Here is a 7,810-nt window from a genome sequence, read left to right as displayed (position 1 = left end):
TGTGTAATTAACAGTGGTTAAAATAATTATTAATTTAAAATTGTAATCTGAATCCTTATGTGGAAAGGGGATAACTAACTTTGCATAGTTTGCTTAATGTGATGTAACACTGCTTCGTAGTTTGGATGGTTGGTTGCTTCACTTACATACTCAACGTATGTAACCGTGTCGGAAGAATCAACGACAAATACGGCACGGGTTAATAATCTTAATTCTTTAATCGCAACCCCGTACGCTTCCCCAAACGAAAGATCACGGTGATCTGATAAGGTTTGGACATTTTCAATTCCGGCAGCTGCACACCAGCGCTTCTGAGCAAATGGCAGATCAACGCTGATTGTTAATATTTTTACATTACCTAAGCTGTTCGCTTCTTCATTAAAACGCCGCGTCTCGGCATCACACACTCCAGTGTCAAGGGATGGTACGGAAGTGATTAGGCGAACTTGACCCTTTGTATCGTCTAAAGTAACTTCTGATAAGTCGTTAGCCAAGACAGTGAAATTAGGCGCCTTATCTCCTACCTTTACTTCGTTGCCAAGTAAAGTGACAGGACCTCCCTTAAATGTAACATTTGCCATATTTACATCCTCCTTTATTCTACTGAGTATAACTGATTCAACTTGAATCAACTCGTTTCCCACATGTACATAGTAAATATATCCTGTAAGTATTAATTTTGCAATTAATATGGCCTTTGAAATTATCATTGTCTAAATATAAGAAACTCGCCAATCGGCGAGCCGCAGTGTATTGCATTATTGGATTACATCAATGTCCAAGTCTACTTTAGGTTTATGATTGGGGGATTGATTTCCGGTTTGAGATTGTTGGCTTGATTCATTTTTCTTGGCGAACATTTGTTGAATTTTATCCACTGCCTGAGGGGCAAGTTCTAAAATCTTCTCATACAAATGAGTGCTTTCATCTAGATGAAGCATTTTTACTCCCTGGGCATTGACAATTAAAAAGGCGATTGGCGTAATCGAGACACCGGCACCGCTGCCTCCTCCGAATGGAAGCTGCTGCCCTTGGCTTTGACCTTGTCCCTGACTTTGGCTCTGGCCTTGATTTTGGCCTCCTGAACTACCGCTCATGTTAAATTCACTGCCGCCGGCTGCAAATCCGAACCCTACCTTAGAAACAGTTAAAATGACACTCCCATCAGGGGTTTCCACAGGATCCCCAATGATTGTGTTCACATCAATCATTTCCTTTAGACTTTCCATTGCAGTAGTCATCAATCCCTGAATTGGATGATCTGCCATCGTAATTTCCTCCTTCTTCAAACGAACTTTGTTTTATCATTTGAAAAAGTTGATTTGCTTGTGAAGCGATTTTTTTCGCCTCTCCAGTATTTAATCAACTTTAATCCTGCTAAAATAGCATGCCCGATTCGAAACTGAAAAATACATAGCAGATGCGTTTGAATCACCGCAGCTTGAAACTGGGGCGTTATCGCTAGTTGCGGCATGACTGTCAGCTTAAAAAAGCGACTTAAGAAACCTACAATACTCCCTTTAAGGGTCCATAATGCCCCTGCTGCAATCGCCGTATAAGCAGCATCGCCAACTCCGATATATGATGACCACTCGAATTTTTTAACACTAATCTTTTGAAAGAACTTCCTGACGATGACTTGCATTCTTACAACCTTTTGCAAAAAATCTCTGGCCTTCTCAATATTTTTTACTGCCTTATCTTTCGTGATTTGGTTCACCTTATGATCTACTTTTCCACCTGGCTCTTCTCCTAAATGAGAATGATGTTTGACAATCACGCTGGGAGAGTCATCATCAATTTTGATTAACGGAACATTGATTTTATATTGAATCAACCCGAACCAAATCTTGAACTCCACTTTTAAATCATCGTCATCATTATGGTGCTGATAATTGATGATGATCGTTAATTTGGTAAATACAATAAGCAGCAATAATCCCAGCAAAACGGATAAAGAAATATAAAGCCATAGCAAGTTCTCCACAACCTTTCAGCCTGCTATTATTTCCTCAACCGTAAAAAAATAAACCTGCCAACTTTTGTTGACAGGCTTAAATACCCCAAAGTCTTTTTCCCTTCAGACTTATCAAGCTTGGTGTCTGTCGATTAGTCTGAATGAATAACAGTCGTATCGGTAAAAATATCATGCAGCCCTTGCTTTTTGGGAAGAAAGGCAACGATGAGGTAGCCAATGAGAACGGTGACGGAAATAAACCGGCCGATCCATTCACGAAAAATAATCGTTCCCCATGATAATTTTTCATGTTTCAAATCAATTACCTTCAACCCAAACACCATTTTCCCCAGTGTTTGCTGAAAAAACTTCGTCATCAACACGAAATATAAATAAAAGATCACGGCTGACGCAATGGAGATCGGAGCAAACATATTATATTCGGCCAAGGAAATATCAAGCAGGCGAAAAAGCGGGTTAATCAACAAACGAACAATGCTTCCGATTACAATTAAGTCAAGCAGATAGGCCCAGAACCGCATCCAAAAACCAGCATAGCGAACTGGCAGCTGCTGGGTGTGACTTTCCGCGGGTACTTCCCCATCAGCAGCTTGAGTGCGATTCAAACTTTGGTCCTTAAAACCTTCGGAAATATTTTTTTCTGTTTCATAAAATTTTTCATTCGTATCCATCCGCTATCTCCCCTATTCCGCATAAAGATACATTAGCCGTGGTGAATTGGGTTTTGAAAGAACCTTCATTAAGCCGGCCATTTCAGCGTTATTACCGGCCCATCTTTTAGCCTCGAAAGAAAACAGCGAACCGAGACCAAGCGGCTCCGTATATCGGACAACCTTTGCACCCTTAAGCTTTTCATTCTTTTTCATTTGTTTAATCACATCATCCAAGTATCCAAAACCATCAATTAGATTTAATTCCTTTGCCTGCCGGCCATCATACACCCGGCCATCGGCAATTTGTTTAACTTTGTCAACACTCATATGACGGCCTTCGGAAATGACTTTGATAAAGCCTTGGTAAGAGTGATCAATCATCGTTTGTAAAATTTTTCGTTCTGCTTCCGTCATTTTCCGCGTCGGACTCATAATATCTTTATATTTCCCGCTTTTAATGGTCACAAAATCAACACCATACTTATCGGCTAATCCCTTATAGTTAATTCCTTCCATAATGACTCCGAGGCTTCCTGTCAACGTTTCCGGACTGGCATAAATCTTTTTCGCCGCCGTTGAAATATAATATCCCCCTGATGCTGCCGTTGCCCCCATCGAAATATAGACCGGCTTTTTAGATTTCTTTTGGATTTCAACCAATTTATCATGAATTTCAGCACTCTCCATCACACCGCCTCCTGGAGAGTTTACCCTAATGATGACCCCTTTTACCGAATCGTCATCCTTAAGATAGTTTAACTGCTTCATAAACGTTTGATGATTATATCCTCCGCCTTGTAACAGCGATCCGGAATCACCGGTGTCCTGAATAACGCCATCGACATCAAGAACGACTATTTTCTTAAGCTCGCTCCCGTTATCCACCACTTCCTCTGTAAACGGCTGCTCAGCTGAAGTCATAAAATCAGTGAAATCTGTTTTGATTCCCTTAAAAGCAAACGCAGATAGAAAATTTACAACAATTGAAACAAAGAATAATGCGGCAGCAATCCCTAGTGCAGCCCAACGTTTTCCACTCATCCATATTCCTCTCTTTCTCTTTCCGCTAAAAATGAAATATCCATTCTCATATTGTTTCAAAAAAAATGCTAAACTAATGCAGGACAAACCTTATTTTATCAAAGATACATGGTAAAATGGAGAAAACTTGTTCTTTTTCTCACCATTTTTCCAGGAGGGGATCATGTATGCCAGAAAGACGTAATGTATATTATTATTACAAGCGCAATGAAGAAATCCTTCGAAATGCAGCGCCACTCTTTGAAGCTACGGAACGATATGGGTTTACGATTGTCAACGATTTTCGCCAGGCAAATATTATTGCCAGCATTGGCGATGATGGGGCATTTCTTCAAGCTGTTCGAAAAACAGGATTTCGTGATGATTGTTTGTATATGGGGATTTCAACTAAAAATAATTTAAATATGTATTGTGATTTTCGCATTGATGATACCTCGAAATTGATTGAAGCGATGAGGAATGAGCAGCTGGAGGTACGCCGTTACCCTCTGATAGAGGTCTCCGTCAATGGCCAGGGCGCGTTTAATTGCATTAACGAATTTAGTATCGTTTCATCCATCATAAAAACCCTGGTAATTGATGTCTTTATCGATCAGCTTCATTTTGAAACATTCCGCGGCGACGGCTTAATTGTCGCAACCCCGACAGGAAGCACAGCCTATAATAAATCGGTAAAAGGGGCGATTGTTGACCCGCTTATACCTTGTATGCAAATAAGCGAGATAGCTTCGATTAATAACAACAATTACCGGACCCTTGGCTCTTCGTTTATTTTAAGCAATGATCGAAAACTTACACTAAAAGTTAAAACAGAGAATGACCATCCTGTAATGGGAATGGATAATGAAGCGCTAAGTATTCGCGAAGTGGATCATATCGAAATCCAATTAAGCAATAAAAAGTTAAAAACATTAAAATTAAAAGATAATTCCTTCTGGGAAAAAGTAAAGCGGACGTTTCTATGATTCAAAAGGTGTCAGACCACCAGCAAAAATTTGCTGGAGCTGACACCTTTTTTTACAATGCTTGCTTTTCGTTTAAGCGTTTTCCGGCAAATAACCTTGTTTTGGAAAGAGAGTAAAGTATTAATGCCGTCCAAATAAACAAAAATGATACCAATTGTACTGTTGAAAAATGTTCATGGTAGACGAAAATTCCGAGAAGTAGCGTCAAAGTCGGAGCAATATATTGTAAAAAGCCGAGTAAAGACAACGGGATTTTTTGCGCCCCTTTCGCAAAATAAAGCAGGGGTACGGCTGTCGCTGCTCCAGATCCGATTAATAATAATACTGTACGGATATCAACTGATAAAAAGGCATTTGTTCCATTTATAAACAGATAAAGCAGATAAGCTGCCGCCGCCGGTGTAATCACTAACGTTTCCAATGTTAACCCAACAGACGAATCAACATTAATCAATTTTTTCGCCAAACCATACAAGCCGAAGGAGATGGCCAGACCAATCGCAATCCATGGGAATTTACCATGAGCAACGGTCGTAATGATGACACCAATTGCTGCCAGAAAAAAAGATAAATATTGGGCCGGTGATAATTTTTCTTTAAGAACGACCATCCCCAATAAGATGCTGACCAGCGGATTGATGTAATAACCTAAGCTTGTTTCAACAATATGACCGCTATTCACCGCCCAAATATAAATGAACCAATTAATGGTTATCAGTATTGAGGCCAAAATCAAGGCGAACAATTGCTTTTTCTTTTTGGCAAATCCCCTGATGGTTAAAAGAAACAGTCCCGATTTTTTTGTTAATAACACAACAAGCAACATAAAAATAAACGACCAAAAAATCCGATTGGCAAGGATTTCTATAGCATTTATGCCACCCAAAAACTTCCAATAGATCGGTAATAACCCCCAAAGAAGATAGGAAAAACCAGCATGAATGGCGCCTAGCTGTGCTTCGCTTTTTTTTGTCATTTCCCAAGCCCCTATTCTTTCTAAAATCGAAATAATTTTAATTATACAATGAAACAACTAAAATAGGGGAATTTTTTGTTCTCCTTTTTGCAATATAAAAGCAGACGAGAGAAATTCGCCTGCTTCATTCACTAATGGGATTCATAAGTAAAATTCCTGCTAGGGACAGTTTATATATTTCCGCAAGTGCACAATGCAAATAGGCAAGGAACCAGCGGTTATCCGCTAATTAGACATATAAGTCATTTATTTTTTTGCTGTTTCCAATTCCTTTTGGCGCAGTTCAATTCTGCGGATTTTACCGGAGGTTGTTTTTGGCAGTTCCGACACATACTCGATCTTTCTTGGATATTTATACGGTGCAGTCAACGCTTTAACATGCTCCTGCAGTGTTGCCGTTAAATCCGGAGAATCTGCATCGACATCCTCTTTTAGAACGACAAAAGCTTTTACCACAAAGCCGCGGATTTCATCAGGGCTGGCGACCACAGCACATTCTTTTACAAATGGGTGCTTGACAAGGGCGTCCTCGACTTCAAAAGGACCAATGGTATAGCCTGAACTGATGATAATATCATCACCGCGGCCTTCAAACCAGAAATAGCCATCCTCATCCATTTTTGCTTTATCTCCGGTTATATAATAATCTCCACGGAATTGCATCGCGGTTCTTTCCGGATCCTTGTAATAATTTTTAAATAAGGCAGGGGTTTCAATGTGCACGGCAATATCGCCAACTTCTCCAACAGCGCATACTTCCCCCTCATCATTAATAATTTCGACACGATTGCCCGGAGTCGGTTTTCCCATTGAACCCGGCTTTAATTCCATTCCTTTTGTTACTCCGACGAGTAAGGTGTTTTCCGTTTGACCATAACCATCACGAACATCAACACCAAAATGTTTCCGGAAAGTATCAATGACCTCGCGATTTAATGGTTCACCAGCAGATACAGCGCTGTGAAGGTTTGGCAATTGATATTCAGCCAAATTATCCACTTTTGCCATTAACCGGTACTCCGTTGGTGTACAACAAAGAACATTTACATCATATTTTTGCAGCAGGCTTAAGTATTTATTGGGTTCAAATTTGCCATTATAGACTAATCCTGTTGCACCAGAGCCGAGAACCGAGAGGAAAGGGCTCCAAATCCATTTTTGCCAACCCGGGCTTGCGGTTGCCCAAACAGTATCCCCTTCTTCGATGCAGAGCCAATTGGATGCTGCTGTCTTTAAGTGAGCAAAGGCCCAGCCGTGGGTATGAACAACACCTTTAGGATTTCCGGTTGTTCCGGAGGTATAAGATAAAAAGGCCATATCGTCTCTTAACGTGGCTACTGTTGCAAATTCCTCACTTGCTTCCTCCATTTCTGCATCTAAATGAATCCAGCCTTTGGCTTTTGCACCTACGGTGAATTTAACAAGGGGCTGCGCTGAAGTAATATTGCTAAATTGGTCAACATAGGGATAATAGCTGACAACCGCTTTAACATCGCCATGAGAAATGCGATATTGCAAATCTTTTTCTCTTAACATTTCAGAGCTGGGAATCACCACCATACCGGCCTTTAAGGCGGCTAAATAAACAACATAGGCTTCAATCAGCCGAGGTACAATCACCAGGACCACATCGCCTTTGTCTAAACCACTGGCCTTAAAAACATTTCCGGCCCGGTTTACTTGTTTCAATAATTGTTCATATGTAACCTGTTTCTTCTCCCCTGATTCGTTTTCCCACTTTAAAGCAATTTTCTTCGGATCGTTCGTAAAGCGTTCTACCTCTGTCACAAGATTATACTGTTCAGGGGCAATTAGATCTTCTCTTTTCATCGTATCCCTCCCAAGATAGGTTATAGTATGATTATACAAAATTATTTTAAGATTTTAAATTATTATTCAGTTAAAAATTTCTCCATGCAAAAAGAGAGTAGAGGAATCCTCTACTCTCTGTAGCCATTATATTTATTTAAGTTTAGCGTGAAAATCCGCTTAAATGCTGCTGCGCCATAGAAACGAGACGCTTAGTGATTTCACCACCAACAGAACCGTTAGCTCGTGAAGTTGTCTCAGCACCTAGGTTTACACCAAATTCTTGAGCAATTTCCACTTTCATTTGTTCAAGGGCTTGCTCAGCGCCTGCTACTAGTAATTGATTGGAGTTGTTGTTGTTTGCCATGTGATTTTCACCTCCTTGTGA

At 40.2% G+C, this 7,810-nt stretch carries 9 protein-coding genes; 1 reads left to right on the top strand and 8 read right to left on the bottom strand.

All coding sequences use genetic code 11. From position 1 onward, the window contains the following. Window positions 1-74: 74 nt before the first annotated feature. The 5 genes from tpx to sppA form a co-directional block, all read right to left on the bottom strand. The gene (tpx, locus tag JK635_RS06955; protein WP_202653224.1) at window positions 75-581 is read right to left on the bottom strand and encodes a thiol peroxidase; all 507 of its coding nucleotides are present in this window, start codon (window positions 579-581) and stop codon (window positions 75-77) included. Between the two features lie 177 nt (window positions 582-758). Continuing rightward, complete coding sequence (gene ytfJ, locus JK635_RS06950; RefSeq protein WP_202653223.1) at window positions 759-1,268, bottom strand: GerW family sporulation protein; 510 nt, start codon at window positions 1,266-1,268, stop codon at window positions 759-761. Between the two features lie 17 nt (window positions 1,269-1,285). After that, window positions 1,286-1,987 (bottom strand): DUF2953 domain-containing protein, encoded by a 702-nt coding sequence (locus JK635_RS06945; protein ID WP_308078041.1) that lies wholly within the window; start codon window positions 1,985-1,987, stop codon window positions 1,286-1,288. A gap of 122 nt (window positions 1,988-2,109) precedes the next feature. Continuing rightward, window positions 2,110-2,649 carry an RDD family protein gene (locus JK635_RS06940; RefSeq protein ID WP_202653222.1) on the bottom strand — a complete coding sequence of 180 codons (540 nt, stop codon included), beginning with the start codon at window positions 2,647-2,649 and terminating at the stop codon, window positions 2,110-2,112. Window positions 2,650-2,661: 12 nt separating this feature from the next. Further along, window positions 2,662-3,672 (bottom strand): signal peptide peptidase SppA, encoded by a 1,011-nt coding sequence (gene sppA / locus JK635_RS06935; protein ID WP_202653221.1) that lies wholly within the window; start codon window positions 3,670-3,672, stop codon window positions 2,662-2,664. Between the two features lie 167 nt (window positions 3,673-3,839). Here sppA and JK635_RS06930 point away from each other — a divergent pair, with 167 nt between their 5' ends. Then, window positions 3,840-4,637, top strand: coding sequence for an NAD kinase (locus tag JK635_RS06930; RefSeq protein WP_202653220.1), 798 nt, complete (start codon window positions 3,840-3,842; stop codon window positions 4,635-4,637). A 52-nt stretch (window positions 4,638-4,689) separates the two neighbouring features. On the opposite strand, the gene rarD is transcribed toward JK635_RS06930, so the two are convergent. From rarD to JK635_RS06915, 3 genes are all read right to left on the bottom strand, one after another. Continuing rightward, window positions 4,690-5,613 carry an EamA family transporter RarD gene (rarD, locus tag JK635_RS06925; protein WP_202653219.1) on the bottom strand — a complete coding sequence of 308 codons (924 nt, stop codon included), beginning with the start codon at window positions 5,611-5,613 and terminating at the stop codon, window positions 4,690-4,692. Between the two features lie 246 nt (window positions 5,614-5,859). Then, on the bottom strand, window positions 5,860-7,443 hold the full coding sequence (mbcS, locus tag JK635_RS06920; protein ID WP_202653218.1) for an acyl-CoA synthetase MbcS: 1,584 nt from the start codon (window positions 7,441-7,443) through the stop codon (window positions 5,860-5,862). A gap of 142 nt (window positions 7,444-7,585) precedes the next feature. Then, the gene (locus tag JK635_RS06915; protein WP_202653217.1) at window positions 7,586-7,789 is read right to left on the bottom strand and encodes an alpha/beta-type small acid-soluble spore protein; all 204 of its coding nucleotides are present in this window, start codon (window positions 7,787-7,789) and stop codon (window positions 7,586-7,588) included. Window positions 7,790-7,810: the final 21 nt, after the last annotated feature.

It is taken from the genome of Neobacillus paridis, assembly GCF_016765675.1.
Classification (GTDB): Bacteria; Bacillota; Bacilli; order Bacillales; family Cytobacillaceae; genus Neobacillus; species Neobacillus paridis.
Note: the sequence above shows the minus strand (reverse complement) of the source record. Positions and strands in the feature narration are given on the sequence as shown.

What these genes read in the sequence shown, in the direction of transcription:
- tpx (WP_202653224.1), bottom strand. Translation starts at nt 581, where the DNA reads ATGGCAAATGTTACATTTAAGGGAGGTCCTGTCACTTTACTTGGCAAC.
- ytfJ (WP_202653223.1), bottom strand. Translation starts at nt 1,268, where the DNA reads ATGGCAGATCATCCAATTCAGGGATTGATGACTACTGCAATGGAAAGT.
- JK635_RS06940 (WP_202653222.1), bottom strand. Translation starts at nt 2,649, where the DNA reads ATGGATACGAATGAAAAATTTTATGAAACAGAAAAAAATATTTCCGAA.
- sppA (WP_202653221.1), bottom strand. Translation starts at nt 3,672, where the DNA reads ATGAGTGGAAAACGTTGGGCTGCACTAGGGATTGCTGCCGCATTATTC.
- JK635_RS06930 (WP_202653220.1), top strand. Translation starts at nt 3,840, where the DNA reads ATGCCAGAAAGACGTAATGTATATTATTATTACAAGCGCAATGAAGAA.
- rarD (WP_202653219.1), bottom strand. Translation starts at nt 5,613, where the DNA reads ATGACAAAAAAAAGCGAAGCACAGCTAGGCGCCATTCATGCTGGTTTT.
- mbcS (WP_202653218.1), bottom strand. Translation starts at nt 7,443, where the DNA reads ATGAAAAGAGAAGATCTAATTGCCCCTGAACAGTATAATCTTGTGACA.
- JK635_RS06915 (WP_202653217.1), bottom strand. Translation starts at nt 7,789, where the DNA reads ATGGCAAACAACAACAACTCCAATCAATTACTAGTAGCAGGCGCTGAG.